The organism is Archangium lipolyticum, from assembly GCF_024623785.1.
In the GTDB taxonomy this organism is placed as follows: Bacteria; Myxococcota; Myxococcia; order Myxococcales; family Myxococcaceae; genus Archangium; species Archangium lipolyticum.
This window is the reverse complement of record NZ_JANKBZ010000001.1, coordinates 569,195-586,616: the sequence shown is the minus strand read 5'-3', so window position 1 is coordinate 586,616 and position 17,422 is coordinate 569,195. Positions and strand designations below refer to the sequence as shown.

Sequence of the window (17,422 nt, the reverse complement as noted above, 5' to 3'; positions counted from 1 at the left end):
TCGGGGGGGTGAATCGGGCTTCCCGCGGTGAAACGACGTTCCTACGTTCTGTCGCGTCCGGGGCGGGTTGCGTGGGTGAGGGGTGGGGGCGTGACGGGTTTCGACACCAAGCGGTGGTCCAATCTTATCTTCGCCGGGTTGTTCGGCCTGGCGTTGATTCTCTTCTCGAGAATTCTTCTTCCGTTCCTGATGCCGGTGCTGCTGGGCGGCTTCCTCGTGGTGCTGTTCCTGCCCCTTCAGGACACCCTGTTCCGCACCCGGTTGAGGAACTACCCCTCGTTGTGCGCGGGTCTCTCCACCGTGGCGATCTTCCTGCTCATCCTCGCGCCGCTGGCGGTGGTGGGGTGGCTGGTGGCTCGCGAGGTGCTGGGGTTGATGGAGCACACGCAGGATGTGCTGGACCGGATGGATTTGCGGCAGGTGGCCGCGAACCTGAACCTGCCGCGAGGGCTGCGCCGCTACGTGCCGGCGACCCCGCAGACGGAGCAGGCGCTGGCGGGGGCGATGGCCAGCGGGGCCTCGGTGCTCAGTGAGCTGCTGGGGGCCGGCACGGCGCTCATCATCGACCTGTTCCTGATGACGGTGGCCATGTACTACTTCTTCCTGGACGGCCGCCGCCTGTGGGCCGAGGCCACGCAGCTCATCCCGCTCGACAAGCGCTACACCCAGGCGTTCGCGCAGGAGTTCACCGACGTGGCGCACGCCATCATCTATGGCAACACCATCACCGCGCTGGTGCAGGGGGCGCTGGGGGTGGTGGGGCTGATGCTGGCGAAGGTGCCGCACGCGGGGGTGTGGGGCGCGGCCATGGTGCTGGTGGCGATGGTGCCGGTGGGGGGTACGGCGCTCGTCTGGGGTCCCATCGGCGCGGTGCTGGTGCTGCTGGGCCGGGTGAACGAGGGCGTCTTCCTGCTGGCCTGGGGCGCCTTCGTGGTGAGCAGCATCGACAACGTGCTCCGGCCGAAGCTGTGCGGCTCGCGCATGGCGCTGCACCCGCTGCTCGTCTTCCTGTCCATGTTCGGCGGGCTGGCGGTGTTCGGGATGATGGGGCTGCTGGTGGGGCCGCTCATCGCGTCGCTCTTCATGGCCATGGTGCGCATCTACCGGCGCGACTTCCTGAGGGTGCCGCCGGTGTCGCAGCCGGTGGTGGTGTCCGAGCCCCCGTCCGTGGTGGCGCCCGTGGTCGCGCCCCAGGCGATGACGGCGTCCGGGCCCACGGTGATCGAGGGTTGATGACCATGGACAATCGCCCACACGGTGGGTGAGGCTGCCCGGCATCCATGAAGGCCTCCGGACGCTGGATGTGTCTCGCGGTGCTCACCTCGACAGTCGCGCTCGCCCAGGAGGAAGCGCCGCGTCCCGAGGAGCCCACTCCCGCCGCCGCTTCCCGGGAAGAAGCACCCGGAGCCCGGTTGCCCCCGAGGCTCAGGGTGTTCCTCGGCGCGGCGGGGACGTGGCGCGGGTACTGCGCGCGGCCGGGCGTGTCGTCGTGCGCCGTGTACGACGCGCGGCCTCCGGAGCAGCGGATCGGCGACGACACCGTGGACTTCAACTCGACGGTACCCTACGTGGGGATCTCCGCGGAGGCGGAGGTGTTCCCCCTGGCGCACTGGCCATCGCTGCTGCGCGGCGTGGGGCTCACGCTGGCGTACCAGCGGAGCTTCGCGAAGACGGTGGTGCAGGTGTCGACGCCCGTGGGCTCCACGCCCGAGCGCGAGGTGTTCGCGACGGACACGGTCTACGGGGCCATGCTCGCGTACCGCTATTTCTTCGACCTGGGGACGACGGGAACGCCGCTGTGGGGCTACGGGGGCATCCGGTTGGGGGCGCTCGCCCGGGAGTTCGACGCGGAGGAGTCGGTGGAGAGCCCGCTGCCGGTGGTGCACCGCTTCTACCCGGCGGTGGGGGTGGATGTGTCGGTGCCGCTGATGCGCGCGGTGCGCATCCAGGGCGCGGGCCAGCTCTTCCTCCGGCCAGACCCCGGGCAGGCGTTGCGCGAGGACGAGGACGGCTCGCGGCTCGCGGAGGTGCGCGACTACGGCGAGTCGGTGTCGAGCATCGGCTGGGCGGCGGAGCTGGGCGTGGCGGGCGATCTCTGGGGCCCGCTCGGCTATTCCGCGCGCTTCCGGCTGGAGCACTACGTGGACCGCTTCTCGGGGGCGGGCACGCGGCGCGGCTGGGCCGAGGGAGGCCTGGCCCAGGACACCTATTCCAGCATCCTCGCGGGCGTCACGGCCTCCTGGTGAGGAGGCCCCGGCGCGTCACACGGAGATGAGGCCCTTGCGGATGCCCTCCGTGACGGCCTCCACGCGGTTGGTGACCTCGAGCTTGCGGTAGATGTGCTCCAGGTGGGTGCGGATGGTGGCCTTGGACAGGTCGAGCAGCTTGGCCGCCTCGCTGTTGGACACGCCCTTGGCGATGAGCTGGAGGATCTCCGTCTCGCGGTCCGACAGCGGCTTGAGCAGGGGCTCGCCGGGGCCGTCGGAGGTGGGGGCGGGCGGCGTCTCGGGCGTGGTGGTGGCGGCGGGAGCCGGGGCGGCGGGCGCGGTGGGGACGGGGCCCGCGTCGGGCTCCACGCGGAAGTGGCGCAGCAGCCGGCGCGCGAGGTTGGGCTGGATGACGGTGCCTCCGGCGCGCACCTCCTTGATGGCCTCGATGATCTTGTCCGCGGGCGTGCCCTTGAGCAGGTAGCCCGAGGCTCCGGCCTTCACTGCCTCGAGGACTTTGTCCTCCTCGTCGAAGATGGTGAAGATGAGGATCTCCACGTGGGGCCACTGCGCCTTGACGTGGCGGGTGACGTCGATGCCGCTCATGCGCGGCAGGCCCAGGTCCAACAGGAGGACCTCCGGGTTGACGCGGGCCACATCCTCGAGCGCGGCTTCGCCGGACAGCGCGGTGCCGACGATCTCGATGTCCCGATGGCTCTCGAGCAGGCGGAGCTGGTTCTTGAGGATCCGTGTCTGGTCCTCGACGACGAAGACGCGGATGGGAGGGGAGGTCACGATCGCTTCTTCGGTCATGGAGAGGAGGGGAGGGAGAAGGACACCCGGGTACCAGTCCCCGGTGCCGAGTCCACGATGAGGTTGCCGCCGAGCTTCATGGCCCGCTCGCGCATGTTGAGCAGGCCGTAGTGACCGCGGGGCGTGCGCCCCGGATCGAATCCCTTGCCGTCGTCGCGGACGGAGAGGTGCACCTGGTCCATGGCGTAGTCGAGCTTCACGTCCACCCGCTTCGGCTGGGCGTGCTTGACGGCGTTGGAGAGGCACTCCTGGAGGATGCGGAACAGGGCGAGCTGCGCATCCGGCGACAGCTTGCGCGCGAGGCCCCCGCGCTCGAAGCGGATGTCCAGCTGGGTGCGCTGGCTGAAGCTCTTCACGTAGTCCTCGAGCCCCTGTGTCAGCTCGAAGTCCTCGCGCATCATCTGCAGGTTGCGGCGCAGCTCCTCGATGGACTCCTCGGCGGTGGTCTTGAGCTCCTGGATCTCCGAGCGCAGGGAGTCCTCGCGGGCCATGCCGAGGATGTACTCGGTCTGGATGATCATCGAGGAGAGCGAGGCGCCCAGGCCGTCGTGGATTTCACGCGCCAGCCGGCTGCGCTCCTCCACCACGGCCAGCTCCTTGAGATCGCCCTGGAGCTCGACCACCTCGCGGTGGGCGGCCGCCTCGCGCTCGTTCAGGTACACGAGCACGTAGACGATGATGAAGTTGAGGCCCGAGTACCACAGGAGGGTGAGCACCTCGACGGCGGTGACGTCGCGGTTGAGGAGCAGATCCAGGCGCGTGGTGATGGGCAGCGCCAGCATGGGCGGGAGGATCGCCAGCGGCTTGGGATAGAGGATGGCGAAGAGGGCGGTGAAGAGCAGCTGCGTGGCGAGCAGCGGGCTCTGGAGACCGCCGCCGACCTGGGGCTTGGCGATGAGCACCACCATGATGACCAGGTCGAGGCACAGGGTGATGTACGTCACCCAGCGGCCGGCCCTGGGGTGGTCGATGACCAGGAAGTTCGCGACGCTGTAGAGCAGCATCGCGAAGTAGCCCACGAAGGCGAAGGTGCTCTGGAGGCCGAAGTAGAAGGACCAGGTGGGCACCGCGAGGATGAGCAGGCCCAGGGTGAGGAACATGAGCCGCGCGTAGAAGAGGGCGCGGGCCCGGGCCACGAAGCGATCCTGCTCCCAGGAGGCCGTGGCCTGCTCGGCGGAGACGCTGTCCGTCAGCTTGCGCCGCTCCAGGACCGCGCGCACGCGGGCGCGCCGGTGGGAGTCGGCTTTGTCTTCCTCGAGGACGAGCGCGGGTTCCATCAGACCGGCAAGCTTAAGGGACCTGCCGGGTTTTCGGGAATCCTCTCACTCCGGAAGACGCCTGCCCCCCTGGTTCGAAGGGGGCAGCCCAGGAGGAGGGGACTACTGCGCGCCCTTGCCGGCGCAGGCCTTGCGGGCCTCGGGCTGGCGCGCGAAGACGTACTCGAGGCGGTCCGTCGTCTCGCCGGTGGCCTCGTTGAAGAGCGGAGTGCCGCCCGCGTACATGGTGCCCTCGGGGTGGCCGTAGCGATCCATCTTGTTCGCCTGGAGCCAGCGGTCCACGCAGGCCTCCACCGTGGCCCGTTCACCGCCCTGGGCCTGGGCGCCCTCGGTGGGGGTCGCGCCGGAGAGGGCGGCCCCGGCCGAGGAGAGTTCGCCTGCGTCACCGGCGGGCTGTCCGCCATCGCGGTAGGAGGGGTTGTCCACCGCCCCGTCGGGGTGCTCCCCGGTCTTCTTGGGGCAGCCGGTGACGAGCAGGGCGAGGGTGAGGAATGCGAGCGCGTGTCTCATGGGTCCTCTGGGAAGGAGTGGGCTCCGTAACGGGTGCGCGTCTGTGAGTGGGGGACGGAGCGGGGCCGGAAGATATTCGTTCGGTTCCGGGGCGGGCAGCTTTTCGCCATGCCGAGCGGGTTGACGGCGTGCGGAGGCTCGGCGAGGGTCGCCGGGACATGGCCACGGTTCGCATTCCCACGTCGCTGCGGAGCTTCACGGGCAACAAGGGCGAGGTCCGCGTCGCGGGCGCCACGGTGGGCGAGGTGCTGCACAACCTGGAGAAGGCGCACCCGGGCATCGGCTCGCGGGTGCTCGACGACAAGGGCGCGGTGCGGCGCTACGTGAACGTGTTTCTCAACGATGAAGACATCCGGTTCCTGGGCGAGCTGTCCACGCCCGTGGCGGAGGGAGATCGCATCACCCTCATCCCGGCCATCGCGGGAGGGTAGTGCCACCGATGGAGCCCGCGTTGCCGGAAGATCTGTCGGAGGTCATCCGGCACCTGGAGGCCGCCTATCCGCGGGAGGGCTGTGGGGTGTTGTTGCGAGCGGGGGAGGGTGGGCCCTGGCGCGTCCGCCCCCTGCGCAACGCGTGCGACGCGCTCCACACCTCCCGGACCGCCTACGCGTTCGACCCCCGCGAGTGGCTCGGCGTCCTCCTGGAGGCCGAGGCCCGCAGCGAGCACGTGGCCTGCGTGTTCCACTCACATGTGGATAGAGGTGCGTATTTCTCCGACGAGGATCGACGCCAGGCGGCACCGGACGGACAGCCGCTGATCCCCGGGGTGACGTACCTCGTCATCGCCGTGCGCGCGGGGTGTGCCAGGGACGCGGCAATTTTCTGGTGGGAGTGCGGAGGGTTCCAGGATCGTCGGGTTTCACTGGACTTGTTGGGTCGCCAACCTGACGGAATCCCTTGAGAAGGCGGGCACTTGGCCGCCTGACCCCCCTACCTGCGGAAAGGTGGGTGCGAATTGTCAAAGGGTGTGGGTTTCGTCTATAACGCCCGCGACTTTTGATCTGCCGCGCTCTTTGGGGGGCACGGAGGTATTGCCCCCCTGTAGGCGCAGGGAGTTTGGGACCCGTATGGCGCAGACGACTGGTTTTACCGTTTGGCTGACCGGCATGTCCGGGACCGGCAAGAGTACGATGGCTGAATACATCGCGGCCCGGCTCCGGCAGGTTGATCGCAATGTGGAGATTCTCGACGAGAACGAGGTCGGGGATGCTCTGTGGCAGGGCATTGGAGACAGCAAGGACGAGCGGATCACGACCGTCCGCCGGCTGGGGTACGTGGCCGGACTGCTCACGCGCAACAACGTGGCGGTGCTGGTTCCGTGCGTGAGCCCGTACAAGGCGGGGCGCGAGGAGAACCGCCGTGCGATCGGCCGGTACATCGAGGTGTACGTGGACTGCCCGACCGAGAAGCTGATCGAGCGGGACTCCACGGGCCGCTACAAGAAGGCGCTGAGTGGGGAGATCCCCAACTTCATCGGCATCACCGAGCCGTACGAGCCGCCGGCGTCGGCCGAGGTGGTGATCCACTCGAACGTGGAGAGCGTCGAGGACGGGGCGATGAAGATCTTCCAGTCGCTGCTGGACCTCGGGTACGTGACGGTGGACGAGCTGAAGATCATCACCGGCAAGAAGATGAAGGCGCAGCCGCCGACGAAGAAGCAGGTGTCGCGCGCGCCGACGAAGACGCCGGTGGTGGCGGCGACGAAGGCGGCGGGCAAGGGCGCCAAGGCGCGTCCGGCGGCCCGTGCGGCGCGGGTGGCCAAGCCGGCGGCCAAGAAGGCGGCCGCTCCCAAGCGCAAGGCTCGCTAGGCGGGCTCCCCCCCTTCCTTTCGGGGGAGGGGAGAACGTCGACAAGTTCGAGGACCCCCAGGTTGCACGGGCAGCCCGGGGGTTCTTCGTTTATAGAGGTGCCCCCCATGCTGACCCCCGAGCGGATCCAGGCCCTGTGTGACTCCTCCCGTCCCAAGCTGGACACGATGCGCGCGGCGTTGCGCGCGCACGGTTCGGCGCTGGTGGCGTTCTCGGGAGGGGTGGACTCGACGTTCGTGCTGAAGATCGCGGTGGAGGAGCTGGGGGAGAAGGCGCTGGCGCTGACGGCGCTGTCGGCGTCGGTGGCGCCCGAGGAGGAGCGGGAGGCGCGGGAGCTGGCGGCGAAGCTGGGGGCGCGGCACGTGGTGGTGTCGAGCGACGAGCTGTCCAACCCTCAGTACGCGGCCAACCCGACGAACCGCTGCTACTTCTGCAAGACGGAGCTGTACGACCTCTGCGAGGCGAAGCGCAAGGAGCTGGGGCTGGCGGTGGTGCTGGACGGCTTCAACGCGGACGACTTCAAGGATCACCGGCCGGGGCACAAGGCGGCGAAGGAGCACGAGGTGCGCTCGCCGTTGGCGTTGGCGGGGCTGACGAAGGAGGAGATCCGGGCGTGGAGCCAGGTGTTGGGGCTGCCGACGTGGGACAAGCCGCAGATGGCGTGCCTGGCGTCGCGGATTCCGTACGGGACGTCGGTGACGAGGGAGCGGCTGTTCCAGATCGCCGGGGCGGAGTCGGAGCTGCGCAAGAGGGGATTCCGGCAGTTCCGGGTGCGTTACCACCAGGAGATCGCGCGAATCGAGCTGTCGGCGGAGGAGTACGAGCGCTTCCTGTCGGCGGAGGTGAGGCGGGAGGTGGACGTGGCGCTGAAGGCGCTGGGCTTCAAGTTCGTGGCGTTGGATCTGGAGCCATTCCGTTCGGGGCGGATGAACGAGGCGGCGGGAATCCAGCGGCCCGGGGCGGACACGCACCCCCTGCCAGTGGTCAGCTGATCCAATCCTGATCCTCCAGGGTGATCCTGAGGTGATCCTCCCTCTCCCTCCGGGAGAGGGTCGGGGTGAGGGTACCTCGTTCCCATGAACCAACTCCCCCTGCTGCTCCTGCTGACGGCGCTCCCCGCGCTGGGCCAGACCCGGGTCACCACGCCCACCTCCCATCACCGAACCCCCGCGCTCCTACTGGGTCCGGTCCTGACGTACACGGAGAGCTTCGGCTCGGACCAACTGAGACGAGGCCTCTCGGGACACGTGGAGCTCGGTGGCAGCCTCCCCGTAGGCTACGAGGACAACGAGCTCTTCCTCCTGGCGCGAGTGGGAGCTGGCACGCCGGGCTTCAGCCTGGCGGCGCACGGAGGCTTCCGGAGCGTCTTCACCCTGGAGGAGTGGCAGACCTACACGGAGCTCGGAGCGATCGTGCACGCGAGGCCGCGGTTCTGGGTGGGGCCGCGAGTAGGCCTGGGTGTGAGGCGCACGCTGACCGAGACCCTCTCGGTCTACGGAGGAGCAGGAGCGCAGCTGGGATTTGGATCCGGGCTGAGATTCGACATAGAGGTGTCGAGCGGTTTGCGCTGGAGTCTCTGATCCGGATCCGATCCCCGGGTGATCCAATCCTGATCCCAGGTGATCCAAGAGGTGGAGTGGATTTCTTGCGATCCGATGCGTCTGTGAGACCTTGTGCGCACCTGTAGGAGACAACGCACATGGACATGAATCCTCGCCTCACCTCGGTGGTGTTCCGTCTCAACCGCGAGAAGCTCGATGCGCTCAAGGAGCTGTCGCGGTCGACGAGGATCCGCCAGAGCGAGTACCTCCGGGAGGCGATCTCGGATCTGCTGACGAAGTACGAGGATCGGCTGGTCGACTAGGCGGCCTCGGAGGATCCGGCTTCCGCGGGGAAGGAGAAGGGAGGCCCCAGGGGGAGACCCGGGGGGAGGGCCCGCTCCTCGGCGGGGAACGGATCCACCTTGGCGGGGTAGTGCACCTCCCAGAGGACGAGCCCCTTGGCGGGGGCCTTGAGGCCCGGGATGGTGGTGCTCGAGTCGAGGGCGGAGCGGTAGAGCTCCTCGGAGAGGGCGCCCGCGGCGGTGAGGAGCGCGGAGCCCACGAGGTAGCGCACCTGGTAGCGGCCGAAGCCATCACCGCGCAGGCGGGCCTCGAAGAGGCCATTGCCCAGCTCGTGCAGGGTGGCGGACGTGAGGGTGCGCGGCTTGCGCAGACTCGAGTGCTCGTGGAAGGCGTAGAAGTCGCGGCAGCCCACCGCGGCGCCGAGCTGCTCCGCCAGCCGCTCGGGAGCGAGGGCCAGCCCCTCCAATCGAGGCTCGGTCGAGGGCTCCATGACGAACGGCTGCCAGGCCTCCGAGGCCCGGCCTCCGAGCTGGATGCGGTAGCGGTACTCCTTGCCGGCGGCGCTCCACTGGGCGTGGAAGCCCTCGGGGGGGCGCCGGGCGACGCACAGCCCGAGATCCGGCGGAGCATGAGGCGGGAGCCTTTCGGCCAGCATCTCCGAGGTGTAGCAGGGAGGCAGGCGGACGCTGACCACCTGCATGCGCGCATGGACGCCGCGATCGGTGCGGCCGGCGGGCATGACGGGGTAGGGGACACCGGCCTTGCGGAGGGCGTCCTCGAGGGCCTCCTGGACGGTGAGGCCGTCCGGCTGGCGCTGGAAGCCAATGAAGGGGGTACCTCGGTACCAGATCCACAGGGCGGCGGGGGTTCTCTTCACGGAGCGTGGGGTGTGGTGTGAGGGGCGTTGTGGAGGCCCGTGGGGCCTGGGATACTTCCCGGCCCATGTCGGCCGCACAAGATCTGCATGACCTCGAGCGGGCACAGCTCGATTCCCAATGGCTTTATCGTCAGGGCGACCTCGTCCTTGGCCCCCTGTCCGGCCACCAGGTGGTGGAGAAGCTGTATACGGGGGAGCTGACGGGGAAGACGGAGGTTTCCGCCTCGGGCCCGAGCGGCTTCCGCAAGCTCGAGGAGCTGGACGCCTTCCAGCTGCACGTGTCGAAGGCGGCGGTGAAGCTGAAGGTGGAGGCGGAGGCGAGGGCCGCGCACGCCCGGCGCAGGAGCCAGCGGATCATGGTGGGGAGCGTGGCGGCGCTGGTGCTCGGCGGACTGGGCCTGGGGGCGTGGCACATCTCGCGCTACGCATCCGTGTACCTGCCGGGTGTCGATCGCGAGCTGGAGATCAAGGTGGATCCGCCCGTCATCACCCTGGCGAAGCGCTCCGTGCCCGAGGAGCTGTTCGAGTACCCGGGCGAGCCGAAGCGGCCACCGGTGGCCAACAAGCCCCCCGAGGGCAAGCCCTCCGACACGACGGCGGAGAAGCCCGGCAAGCCGGAGAAGGTGGCGTCGGCCTCGCAGGTGTCGAAGCCGGGCCGCTCCCCGGGTGGGCGCCCGACGGGCAGGGTCACCACGGACGCGGACGGCCTGTCGACCGAGGTCAACTACGACATGGCCTCCATCAACCGGGTGGTGAAGCAGTACCAGTCGTCGCTCTTCAAGTGCTTCAAGGAGGAGGCCGAGCGCCGTCCGGGCTTCTCCGCCAAGGTTCCGCTCGAGTTCACCATCGGCAACGACGGCCACGTGGCGCAGCTGTGGGTGGACCACCCGCAGCTCAAGAAGGGCCCGCTCTTCGACTGCCTCTTCGGCGAGCTGAAGAAGTGGCCCTTCAAGCCCTACCCGGGCGAGCGGGCCACGGTGAACCTCGCGTTCACCATCGGTAAAAAGTAGGAGGACGCGGCCAGGAGGCAGCGGGCCGCTTTTTTGCCCCCCCGGTTTTCCTGATGGATACGGGGAGCATGCTGACCGCAGCTGAAGCCGACATCGAGAAGAAGGCCGCGTCCGTGCCCCCGGGCACCTTCCGCCACACCGTGCTGGTGGCGGCCAAGCGCTTCAAGTCCACCTGGGCCGAGCTGGGCAAGCTGCTCGTGCAGGTGAGGGACGAGAACCTCTGGGAGCCCTGGGGTTACGCCTCCTTCGAGGCCTACTGCCTCAAGGAGCTGCACATCAAGAAGCAGACGGCCCTGAAGCTCACGCGCTCCTTCAGCTTCCTGGCTCGCAACGAGCCCGCCGAGGAGGTGTCCCAGCCGGACTTCCCCCAGAAGGCGCCCCCCTTCGAGGTCATCGAGGTCCTGGCGGACGCGGAGGAGCGTGGCCAGCTGTCTCCCCAGGAGTACCGTTCACTGCGAGACAGTATCTGGAACGCGGAGAAGCCGCCCAACGAGCTGAAGAAGGAGTTCGTGGAGCGCTTCCCGAAGCCGCCCCCCGAGCCCCCCCCGGAGAGCTTCCAGGTGAGGAAGCTGGCGCAGATGGCCCGGAAGCTGGCCGCCGAGGTATCCGGGTGCCGCCGGGTGCCCCACGCCATCGCTGAGCGGGCGAGCGCCCTGGCCGAGGATCTGGAGGAGATCGCTTCGGGCGTGAATGACGCCTGAACGGGTGTTACTGAACGCTGACCCCGTCCGGCGGTACACAGCCCGCCGGGCGACATATCCGAGATGGGCTTCCTGCGCGTGCAGCCGGAGCCTATATTTTGGCGGACGGCTGTTCGAGACGTGGGCAGCCAAACGGCTTGGGTGTGGTGGTGTCGGCTAGTAGGCTCCGGGGAACCGGGGTCGGTGAACCTGGAGGCGGCAGTGAAGAAGGAGCACCACGTCAACCTGTCCTGCTCGTTCTGCGGCAAGTCGCAGCGTGAGGTCCGCAAGCTCATCGCGGGCCCCACGGTCTACATCTGCGACGAGTGCATCAAACTGTGCAACGACATCATCGCGGACGAGAATGAGCGCGAGGAAGGCAAGCCGCAGGTGAGCTTGCCGACGCCGATGGAGATCAAGGCGTTCCTCGATGACTACGTGATCGGTCAGGACCAGGCGAAGAAGGTCCTCTCGGTCGCGGTCTACAACCACTACAAACGGATCTACCAGAAGAAGCCTACGGCACGGCCGCGTCCGGGGATGAAGCCCTCGGGCTCGGAGGACGTGGAGCTGAGCAAGAGCAACATCCTGCTCGTGGGCCCCACGGGAAGCGGCAAGACGCTGCTGGCGCAGTCGCTGGCGCGCTTCCTCAACGTCCCGTTCACCATCGCGGACGCGACCAGCCTGACCGAGGCCGGTTACGTGGGCGAGGACGTGGAGAACATCATCCAGAACCTGCTCCACAACGCGGACTACGACGTGGAGAAGGCGGCGCGAGGCATCGTCTACATCGACGAGATCGACAAGATCGCGCGCAAGGGTGACACGCCGAGCGCCACGCGAGACGTGGGCGGCGAGGGCGTGCAGCAGGCGCTCTTGAAGATCATCGAGGGCACGCGGGCCAACGTCACGCCCAGGGGCGGGAAGAAGTACAACCAGCAGGAGTACGTGCAGGTTGATACGACGAACATCCTGTTCATCTGCGGCGGTGCGTTCCACGGCATCGACGGAGTGATCAAGCGCCGTGTGGGCGAGAAGGGCCTGGGGTTCGGGGCGAAGATCACCCACAGGGAAGAGCGGAGCGTGGGCGAGCTGCTCGCCATGGTGGAGCCGGAGGACCTGATGAAGTTCGGGATGATTCCCGAGTTCATCGGCCGCCTGCCGGTGGTGGCGACGCTGAACGACCTGAAGGAAGAGGATCTGATCACGATCCTCACGCAGCCGAAGAACGCGCTGATCAAGCAGTACCAGAAGCTGTTCGAGATGGAGAAGGTGAAGCTGACCTTCACGAAGGAGGCCTTGAAGGCGATCGCCAAGGAGGCCATGCGTCGCAACTCGGGAGCGCGCGGCCTGAGGGCGATCCTCGAGGACGCCATGCTCGACATCATGTACGACGTGCCGTACCGGGACGGCGTGAAGGAGTGCAAGATCACCGAGACGGTGGTGACCAAGCACGAGCCGCCCCAACTGGTGATGGAGAAGGAGAAGAAGTCAGCCTGACCGTGTATGCCCCCTCTCCCTCTGGGAGAGGGCTGGGGTGAGGGTCTACTGTCCCGAGCCGCTGGCCTTCGTGGAGAGGGGGGTACAAGGCAGTGCCTGACTATCGAGGTGATACCGTCATCGTGGGTCTACTGGAGCGATGCCGCGATCTGCGCCGCTCCTCCACGGATGCCGAGGCAATCCTCTGGAAGCTGCTGCGCGCCCGGCAGTTGGCCGGATTCAAGTTCCGGCGGCAGCATCAGTTCGGTCCCTACATCCTCGACTTCTTCTGCTCGGAGCGCTCCCTGGGCATCGAGCTCGACGGCGACCAGCACGCGCTACCCGCCAACGTCTCGCGCGATGCCGCGCGCTCGCGGTTTCTCGCGGAGCAGGGCGTGAGGGTGCTGCGCTTCGGGAACAGGGACCTGCTCTTCGAGACCGAGGCCGTGTTGGTGCGCATCTACACGGTGCTCATGGAGGAGGAGGGTAGACCCTCACCCTAGCCCTCTCCCAGAGGGAGAGGGGACATCCACGGGCAGCGGTCATTGTGACGCTCTCAGCCCGATACCCGGACCGTGGTCTTCATCTCCCGGCCGGTGGCGGGATCCCTCGCGCGCATGGTGAGGATGCCTTCCACGTTCACGTCGAAGGTGATCTCCACCTGCACCGTACCCGCCCGGGCCGGGCGGATCCCCGAGAACGTGAACTCGCCCAGCAGATCGTTCTTCACCACCTGCTCGTGGTCGCCCTGGAAGATGCGCATGGCCAGCTCGGTCTGGTTGTCGATGCTCGTCGTCGCCACCAGCTGCTTGGCATTGGGAATCGGCGCGTTGCGCGGGAACACCGTGTGGAACCCTCCGCCCGCGCGCTCCAGGCCGATCGCCATCGGAATCACGTCCAGCAGTTGCAGCCGCAGGCTCGAGTTGTCCTCGAGCGACTTGGCGTACAGCGCCGCGCCGACCGCCACCGCCTCGTCCGGGTGCACACCCTTGCTCGGCGTCTTGCCGAAGAACTTCGTCAGCCGGTCCTGCACGACGGGCATGCGCGTCTGCCCGCCCACCAGCAGCACCTCGTCGATGTCCTTGGTGCTCAGCCCCGAGTCCACCAGCACCCGCGCCACCATCTGCAGCGTCCGATCCACCAGGTGGTTCGTCAGCTGTTCCAGCAGCTTGCGCGTGAACTTCATCTCGATGTTCAGGGGCTGGCCCTGCGAGGTCATCGTGATGAAGGGGATGTTGAACTGCACGTCATCGCGCGCCGACAGATCGATCTTCGTGCGCTCGGCGAGATCCTTGATGCGTTGCATGGCCACGGGATCCGTGGCCAGGTCGATGCCCGTCTTCGACGCGAAGTCCTTGAGGACGTGGTGGATGATGGCGTTGTCGAAGTCGATGCCGCCCAGGAAGATGTCACCGCCAGTGGCCTTCACCTCGAAGACGCGGTCGCGGATGGCGATGATGGAGACGTCGAAGGTGCCGCCGCCCAGGTCGTAGACGAGCACCTTCTTGTTGATGCCCTTGCCAGCGCCATAGGCCAACGAGGCCGCGGTGGGCTCGTTGATGATGCGCACCACTTCCAGGTCGATGAGCTTGCCCGCCTCCTTCACCGTCTGGCGCTGCCGGTCGTTGAAGTACGCCGGCACCGTCACCACGGCGCGCTTGATGGGCGTCTTCAGGTAGTTGGCGGCGACGTCGCGGATCTTGTTGAGGATCTTGGCGCTGATCTCCTGGAGCGAGAACTCCTTCTTGCCCACGTCCAGGACGACGTCGCTCTTCTTGCCGGGGCGCACCGAGTACGCCACGACCTTCTTCATCGCCTCGACGACGTCGCTCTTGAAGGGCCGGCCGACCAGGCGCTTGGAGCCGTAGATGGTGTTCTTCGGATTGAGCTGCCACTGGCGCTTGGCCTCGTAGCCGATCAGCTCGTTGCCCTTGTCGTCGATCGCGAAGATCGAGGGGATGGTGTACTCGCCCCCCTTGTAGGGGATGAGCTTCACGTTCCCACCGTCCTCGACGATCGCGGCACACGAGTTGGTCGTGCCGAGGTCGATGCCGATGATGGGATCCTTGTGCATCGCGCGTGGACTCCGAAGAAGGGGGGCTCGAGGCGGCTGGGGCTCGCCTCGGCCATGAACCCGGCAGGTTAGTTCAACTTCACGGGGGTCGCGAGCGAGAGTAGCCATCCAGCGCCAGGGGAAGCTGCAACAGGTTCACCCCGGGCGCGTCCAGCAGGTCCCCGGCCGAGCGCCCCTCGGACAGCCGCAGCGCCGCCACTTCCAGGCCCACCCCGGTCTGACCCGCCGGGTCGGTGTCCGCCCCCGTGGGCGAGTCCGGTATCCGGAGCGCCCCTCCGCTCGCCTCCAACGCGAGGTACACCACGTGCCGCCCCCTGGGCCCGGTGAGCGTCACCCGGACGAGCCCCACTCCCTTCCCGGCCAGGGCGCTCCAACTCGCCACCGAGGGCGTGAAGGTGCGGCTCGCCGGGGTGTAGGAGGCGGTGGGCAGGGGCAGGAACTCGGGCATGGAGACGCGGGTGGGGAGGGTGGGCCCGCGGACGACACGGCCGCTGACGGAGGCTCCCGAGGTCGCGGAGGTGGCGAAGGCCCACACTCCGGGTGAGGCTCCCTCGGCCCCGCCGTAAGGCGCGCCACTGCGCAGCAGCACCGGCTGGAGGGGCCGGCTCCCATCCGGCTGTGCGGTTCCACCCGTGCGCGAGGCGAGCCCCATCGGCACCAGGCCCGACTCGGGGGACAGCTCCACCGCGGCGATCACGGCCGTATCGAAGCCGGAGGGCAGGTTGGGGAGCACCACCTCCGTGCGGCGGAGCTGCTCGCGGCGGGGGCGGTGGGTGATGCCGGTGAAGCGGTTGTAGTCCGGGAGGTCCTCGCTGCCCTGGCAGCTCTGGGTGTTCGAGCACAGGCCATCCCCATCGAGGTCCGTCGCGTCCGGCGCGTAGGGCAGGTGGGTGATGGAGGTGAAGGACTGGAGGGCGAAGTCCATCGCGCCGCTGTAGGCGAGCAGGTCCGTGGGGCGGAGGCTCGTGGCCTGGGCGAGGGGCAGCTTGCCGGCGAAGGCCACCGCGGTGCGGCGTCCCGCCTGTCCGAGGCCGTACGAGCGCGGCTTGATCTCCGTGTTCCCCGCGAGCCCGAGGGACGCGTAGGCCACGAGGCCGCTGGGGACGGGGAGGCGCTGGGGGAGGCCGGGGACGGAGACGAGGAAGGACTCCCCGAAGAGGTTGGAGAGATCCACCGTCGTGGGATCTCCCACGGAGAGCACGGAGAAGCCGACCGAGAGCTCGCCGGAGGAGTGGACCTCGTTGAAGCTGATGCCCGCGTTGAAGCCGGCGGCGCCGTGGACGGGGTTGTCCCCGAGCGGCAGCAGCACATCGCGCGCGGGGGTGGAGGCCACGGAGACGCGGTCGTACCGGGGGAGTCCATCCGCTCGCGGCTCGCCCGAGGCGGCGGAGAAGCTGGCGGTGGCTCCGGCGAAGCCGGGGAAGAGGGCCACGCCTTGCGAGTCCGTCGTCACCGTGACGGGAGCGGGGCAGGGGCCCGAGGCGGGAGGCGCGTCACAGCCGAGCACCTCCACGCCCGCGAGCGGGCGCCGGGTGGCGGCTTCCACCACGGTGACGCGCCGGCCGCTGGCCAGCGTGGGAAGCACGGTGAGCGTGGCCTCCTGGGCCGACACCGCCGCGCCCGGGGGCTTCGCCTGCACGCGCACCGTCCCGGCGGACACGGCCGTCACCAGCCCCTCGGGGGAGACCGTCACCGCACTACTGGGAGCGCCGCCCGCGTCCACCGCCGAGAAGGAGCCCTGTGCCAGGGGGAAGCTGGCGCCGTCCAGCGTGTAGGCCACCAGCCCGAGCCGAACGGTGTCCCCCACCACGAGCGTGGCCGCCTTGGGGGTGAGGGCGATGGAGACGATGTTGCCCGCCGGGGGCGCGGGGCGGCAGGCGCCATCCGTGCAGGCCTCGTTCGGCGCACAGTCCGCGTGGCCGCGGCAACCGCCCGGCACGCACCGGCTCGCCACGCAGGTGAGGCCCGGGGCACAGGTGCCGCCCTCCGTGCACGCGGTGGAGGGCTGGCAGTGCGAGTCCCGGCAGTACGCCGTGGCCGAGCAGTCCGTGTCCACGAGGCAGCGCGGCAGCTCCTGGCAGATCTTCGTCGTGCAGTCGAAGCCCGGAGGGCAGGCGCTCGAGGCGAAGGCCCGGCACTCGGTGTTGGGGCCACACTGGGCGTTGGAGTCACACGGCTGGAATTCAGTGCAGCGGCCCGCGGTGGCGCTGGTGCAGTACTGGCCCGAGGGGCAATCGGCCTTCGTGGCGCAGCCGGCCCTGGCGCACGTTCCCGCCTCGCAGATGAAGCCCGCGCCACACAGCTGGTCGTTCAAGCACTGCCGCAGGCAGTCACCCTGTCGGCAGAGGTAGAGCAGCGAGGCCACGCGCGGATCCACGCCGGGCGCGCAGTCCGTGGCCTGGGTGCAGGGCACCTGACAGATGCCCTGGGTCGGCTCGCAGCGCTGACCGGCCGGGCAGTCGTTCGCCGAGGTACACGCGGATCGCGTCACACACCGGCCCTCGCGGCAGGACTGGTTGGTGGCACAGGCCGCGTCCGAGCCGCACTGGCAGCGGCCCTCCGTGCAGGCGAAGCCCTCGGCGCAGTCGGCGGAGACCGTGCACTCGGGGCGGGGGGCGCAGGTCCCTCCGGCGCACACCTGGCCACCACCGCATTCGGAGTCATCCAAACACACCGGACCACAGCCGCCATAGCGGCATCGGCCACCGGAACAGTCGGCGTCCGTGTCGCACGGCGTCGTCGAGGTAGGCGGGCAGGCGGAGAGCACTGCCAACAACACAACGGAAAGAAGAGCCCTGGACATCCCGCTCCCCGAGGGGAAAGTTCCGGGGGTCCCCGCGCAT

Annotated in this window: 18 protein-coding genes; 12 read left to right on the top strand and 6 right to left on the bottom strand. The window is 68.6% G+C overall.

All coding sequences use genetic code 11. The features are described 5' to 3' along the window. Positions 1-90: 90 nt before the first annotated feature. Both NR810_RS02100 and NR810_RS02095 read left to right on the top strand, forming a co-directional pair. Positions 91-1,233, top strand: a complete 1,143-nt coding sequence (locus tag NR810_RS02100) for an AI-2E family transporter (RefSeq protein ID WP_257446928.1) — start codon at positions 91-93, stop codon at positions 1,231-1,233. Between the two features lie 47 nt (positions 1,234-1,280). After that, positions 1,281-2,246 (top strand): hypothetical protein, encoded by a 966-nt coding sequence (locus NR810_RS02095; protein WP_257446925.1) that lies wholly within the window; start codon positions 1,281-1,283, stop codon positions 2,244-2,246. Between the two features lie 15 nt (positions 2,247-2,261). On the opposite strand, the gene NR810_RS02090 is transcribed toward NR810_RS02095, so the two are convergent. From NR810_RS02090 to NR810_RS02080, 3 genes are all read right to left on the bottom strand, one after another. Further along, the gene (locus NR810_RS02090; protein ID WP_257446922.1) at positions 2,262-3,020 is read right to left on the bottom strand and encodes a response regulator; all 759 of its coding nucleotides are present in this window, start codon (positions 3,018-3,020) and stop codon (positions 2,262-2,264) included. Next, the gene (locus tag NR810_RS02085) at positions 3,017-4,297 is read right to left on the bottom strand and encodes a sensor histidine kinase (RefSeq protein WP_257446920.1); all 1,281 of its coding nucleotides are present in this window, start codon (positions 4,295-4,297) and stop codon (positions 3,017-3,019) included. The genes NR810_RS02090 and NR810_RS02085 overlap by 4 nt, the downstream gene beginning before the upstream one ends. A 102-nt stretch (positions 4,298-4,399) precedes the next feature. Continuing rightward, on the bottom strand, positions 4,400-4,807 hold the full coding sequence (locus tag NR810_RS02080) for a hypothetical protein (RefSeq protein WP_257446917.1): 408 nt from the start codon (positions 4,805-4,807) through the stop codon (positions 4,400-4,402). 158 nt (positions 4,808-4,965) lie between these two features. On the opposite strand from NR810_RS02080, the gene NR810_RS02075 reads away from it, so the two are divergent. The 6 genes from NR810_RS02075 to NR810_RS02050 all read left to right on the top strand — a co-directional run bounded on the left by NR810_RS02075 (position 4,966) and on the right by NR810_RS02050 (position 8,479). Continuing rightward, positions 4,966-5,238 carry a ubiquitin-like small modifier protein 1 gene (locus NR810_RS02075; protein ID WP_257446914.1) on the top strand — a complete coding sequence of 91 codons (273 nt, stop codon included), beginning with the start codon at positions 4,966-4,968 and terminating at the stop codon, positions 5,236-5,238. A 20-nt stretch (positions 5,239-5,258) separates the two neighbouring features. Beyond that, positions 5,259-5,708 (top strand): Mov34/MPN/PAD-1 family protein, encoded by a 450-nt coding sequence (locus NR810_RS02070; protein WP_407653751.1) that lies wholly within the window; start codon positions 5,259-5,261, stop codon positions 5,706-5,708. A 166-nt stretch (positions 5,709-5,874) separates the two neighbouring features. Beyond that, positions 5,875-6,615, top strand: a complete 741-nt coding sequence (cysC, locus tag NR810_RS02065; RefSeq protein ID WP_257446909.1) for an adenylyl-sulfate kinase — start codon at positions 5,875-5,877, stop codon at positions 6,613-6,615. 107 nt (positions 6,616-6,722) lie between these two features. After that, complete coding sequence (gene larE, locus NR810_RS02060; protein WP_257446907.1) at positions 6,723-7,607, top strand: ATP-dependent sacrificial sulfur transferase LarE; 885 nt, start codon at positions 6,723-6,725, stop codon at positions 7,605-7,607. 84 nt (positions 7,608-7,691) lie between these two features. Beyond that, complete coding sequence (locus NR810_RS02055; RefSeq protein WP_257446904.1) at positions 7,692-8,195, top strand: hypothetical protein; 504 nt, start codon at positions 7,692-7,694, stop codon at positions 8,193-8,195. Positions 8,196-8,314: 119 nt separating this feature from the next. Further along, complete coding sequence (locus NR810_RS02050) at positions 8,315-8,479, top strand: ribbon-helix-helix domain-containing protein (RefSeq protein WP_073562486.1); 165 nt, start codon at positions 8,315-8,317, stop codon at positions 8,477-8,479. On the opposite strand, the gene NR810_RS02045 is transcribed toward NR810_RS02050, so the two are convergent. Then, positions 8,476-9,336, bottom strand: coding sequence for a tRNA pseudouridine synthase A (locus NR810_RS02045; RefSeq protein ID WP_257446901.1), 861 nt, complete (start codon positions 9,334-9,336; stop codon positions 8,476-8,478). The two genes, NR810_RS02050 and NR810_RS02045, sit on opposite strands and share 4 nt — an antisense overlap. Positions 9,337-9,401: 65 nt before the next feature. Here NR810_RS02045 and NR810_RS02040 point away from each other — a divergent pair, with 65 nt between their 5' ends. The 4 genes from NR810_RS02040 (at position 9,402) to NR810_RS02025 (ending at position 13,008) form a co-directional block, all read left to right on the top strand. Further along, the gene (locus NR810_RS02040) at positions 9,402-10,346 is read left to right on the top strand and encodes an AgmX/PglI C-terminal domain-containing protein (RefSeq protein WP_257446900.1); all 945 of its coding nucleotides are present in this window, start codon (positions 9,402-9,404) and stop codon (positions 10,344-10,346) included. A 68-nt stretch (positions 10,347-10,414) separates the two neighbouring features. Continuing rightward, entirely contained in the window at positions 10,415-11,047 is a 633-nt protein-coding gene (locus NR810_RS02035) for a hypothetical protein (RefSeq protein ID WP_257446899.1), read from the top strand. Positions 11,048-11,248: 201 nt separating this feature from the next. Then, positions 11,249-12,526, top strand: a complete 1,278-nt coding sequence (gene clpX, locus NR810_RS02030; RefSeq protein WP_043395463.1) for an ATP-dependent Clp protease ATP-binding subunit ClpX — start codon at positions 11,249-11,251, stop codon at positions 12,524-12,526. Between the two features lie 92 nt (positions 12,527-12,618). Then, a complete protein-coding gene (locus NR810_RS02025) occupies positions 12,619-13,008 on the top strand; it encodes an endonuclease domain-containing protein (protein ID WP_257446895.1) in 390 nt (129 codons plus the stop codon). A gap of 53 nt (positions 13,009-13,061) precedes the next feature. On the opposite strand, the gene NR810_RS02020 is transcribed toward NR810_RS02025, so the two are convergent. Together NR810_RS02020 and NR810_RS02015 are read right to left on the bottom strand one after the other, a co-directional pair. Next, entirely contained in the window at positions 13,062-14,579 is a 1,518-nt protein-coding gene (locus NR810_RS02020) for an Hsp70 family protein (protein WP_257446893.1), read from the bottom strand. Between the two features lie 79 nt (positions 14,580-14,658). Next, positions 14,659-17,247 carry a hypothetical protein gene (locus NR810_RS02015; RefSeq protein ID WP_257446891.1) on the bottom strand — a complete coding sequence of 863 codons (2,589 nt, stop codon included), beginning with the start codon at positions 17,245-17,247 and terminating at the stop codon, positions 14,659-14,661. Between the last annotated feature and the right edge of the window lie 175 nt (positions 17,248-17,422).

Bases quoted from the DNA above. Each gene is read 5' to 3' on its own strand.
- cysC (WP_257446909.1), top strand. From the start codon at position 5,875: ATGGCGCAGACGACTGGTTTTACCGTTTGGCTGACCGGCATGTCCGGG.
- NR810_RS02085 (WP_257446920.1), bottom strand. From the start codon at position 4,297: ATGGAACCCGCGCTCGTCCTCGAGGAAGACAAAGCCGACTCCCACCGG.
- NR810_RS02020 (WP_257446893.1), bottom strand. From the start codon at position 14,579: ATGCACAAGGATCCCATCATCGGCATCGACCTCGGCACGACCAACTCG.
- NR810_RS02080 (WP_257446917.1), bottom strand. From the start codon at position 4,807: ATGAGACACGCGCTCGCATTCCTCACCCTCGCCCTGCTCGTCACCGGC.
- NR810_RS02035 (WP_257446899.1), top strand. From the start codon at position 10,415: ATGCTGACCGCAGCTGAAGCCGACATCGAGAAGAAGGCCGCGTCCGTG.
- larE (WP_257446907.1), top strand. From the start codon at position 6,723: ATGCTGACCCCCGAGCGGATCCAGGCCCTGTGTGACTCCTCCCGTCCC.
- NR810_RS02075 (WP_257446914.1), top strand. From the start codon at position 4,966: ATGGCCACGGTTCGCATTCCCACGTCGCTGCGGAGCTTCACGGGCAAC.
- NR810_RS02055 (WP_257446904.1), top strand. From the start codon at position 7,692: ATGAACCAACTCCCCCTGCTGCTCCTGCTGACGGCGCTCCCCGCGCTG.
- NR810_RS02090 (WP_257446922.1), bottom strand. From the start codon at position 3,020: ATGACCGAAGAAGCGATCGTGACCTCCCCTCCCATCCGCGTCTTCGTC.
- NR810_RS02095 (WP_257446925.1), top strand. From the start codon at position 1,281: ATGAAGGCCTCCGGACGCTGGATGTGTCTCGCGGTGCTCACCTCGACA.
- NR810_RS02050 (WP_073562486.1), top strand. From the start codon at position 8,315: ATGGACATGAATCCTCGCCTCACCTCGGTGGTGTTCCGTCTCAACCGC.
- NR810_RS02040 (WP_257446900.1), top strand. From the start codon at position 9,402: ATGTCGGCCGCACAAGATCTGCATGACCTCGAGCGGGCACAGCTCGAT.